Source organism: Flavobacterium sp. GQ95, assembly GCF_059758655.1.
In genome coordinates this window covers 1-1,597 of sequence record NZ_JCAXEB010000040.1, presented here as the reverse complement: position 1 = coordinate 1,597, position 1,597 = coordinate 1, and the positions used below count along the sequence as shown (strand labels likewise).

Annotated in this window: 1 protein-coding gene; it reads right to left on the bottom strand. The window is 29.9% G+C overall.

Annotated features, from left to right (window positions below; translation table 11 throughout):
* Positions 1-163 precede the first annotated feature (163 nt).
* Positions 164-628: a KilA-N domain-containing protein gene (locus AC6CH4_RS25820; RefSeq protein WP_498108188.1), complete on the bottom strand. Its 465-nt coding sequence runs from the start codon at positions 626-628 to the stop codon at positions 164-166.
* Between the last annotated feature and the right edge of the window lie 969 nt (positions 629-1,597).

The following is a 1,597-nucleotide window of genomic DNA, read 5'->3' as shown; positions in this document are numbered from 1 at the left end:
TCACACTCCCACAATTTCCTGGGCAATCTCTCTGCATTACTGCTTAATTCTTGCCAATATCATAGTGGAAGGGCTATAGAATTACTTGATATGGCTTATCAGTATTGACGTAATGGTAAGTCTTAATATTGTTTTAAAGATAATCTTCAACTCTTGATTTTTCCTATCGCAAATGAGTATCCCAGCCTTTTAGATACTTTTCGAAAGTAATTTTCCGTAGGTGATTGAAAATCCACATTTCAAAATTGGGATCAAGCCATGCTGCAAATTCTCGCGCTAATATCTCATGCATCCACGTTTGGGGATTATCTTCTTTATTTTTTGTTTCGTAAATATAATTTCTCCTTTGTTCGATACCTAAGATTTGATTCTCAAAACGCGAATTCTCGTCTTGGGAGTCATTATCATCTAATAAAGATAACTCAGTTCCGAATCCAAATAGTTGATGAAAATTTTCATCAATACATAATTCTTTTATAAAATTATCAGTCTGTTCCATTCTTAAAAAACTATTGGGATGCTTATTAAAAATTTTTGCCATCTCTGTGGCATTTACCATTATCCCTTTTTCGTTCCCTAGTAAAAAGTGTATAGCAGCTTGCTGATAAATAAATTCTAATGTTTTCATGAAATAGTATTTTATATCCGTTTCAATACAATTCGATCTCTTTTAAATAAAGAAAGATGCTCATTGCTGAGCATCTTTACCCGGAGTTTTTGAAGATGATTCTCCTTGCAACTTTAAAAAAACATTATAAAAGTAAATAAGTAATAATTAAAATCCACAGAAGCACACTACACATCTATACACGCGCGTAATTTTAGTAAATGATGATATTACGTTTTCATTGTTTTACATATGTTACCATAACGCAACAAATATGAAAAGTGTGAAATTTTGAATATAAAAATAATCTCGAATGGACCATTAATTATCCAAAATAGGATCATTTTTAATCTTTAGGAATTTCCGGATAGTTAATCTGATTAGTCGTTTATACAATTAGATTCCTTTAAAACAAGAAAGATGCTCATTGCTGAGCATCTTTTTCTCTAAGTTTACAAAAGTCTATCCTACTATTCTTAAAAAACTTATTTCAAAAGTACATAACAAAAAAACAATACCTACAGCAATACACTACACAACTATACACGTGAGTAATTTTAATAGATGATTGATACTGCGTTTTCATTGTTTTACATGTAAAACTGAGTAAATGATTCTTCAGGTTTTTGACTTCTCAAGTGTTGAATGTATTATTTTTTTCTATTTCTTCAGTTTTAAGATGAAGTCCAGATATTAGACACCATCCTGTTTCAAAACTTTTAACCTGTTTATTTAGTAATTAGGATGGATGGGATTGTCTTTAAAGTTCGAGAAAATTCAAAACTTGTCAAGTATAAACACTTCACACTAATGATTGCTATTTTAACTGGATTTCTATTCTGCAAAAGGTCAGTTGCTTCCAACTAACAATAAAAGACTACTGGTTGGACTCATAATCAATTGCAAAAGGAACTCAATAACTTAAAGTAGTTCGTTTTATCTAAAAAAAGTATTACTTAATAAGTTAAAAAATAAAAAGGAGATCAAAAA

Bases quoted from the DNA above. Each gene is read 5' to 3' on its own strand.
- AC6CH4_RS25820 (WP_498108188.1), bottom strand. From the start codon at position 628: ATGAAAACATTAGAATTTATTTATCAGCAAGCTGCTATACACTTTTTA.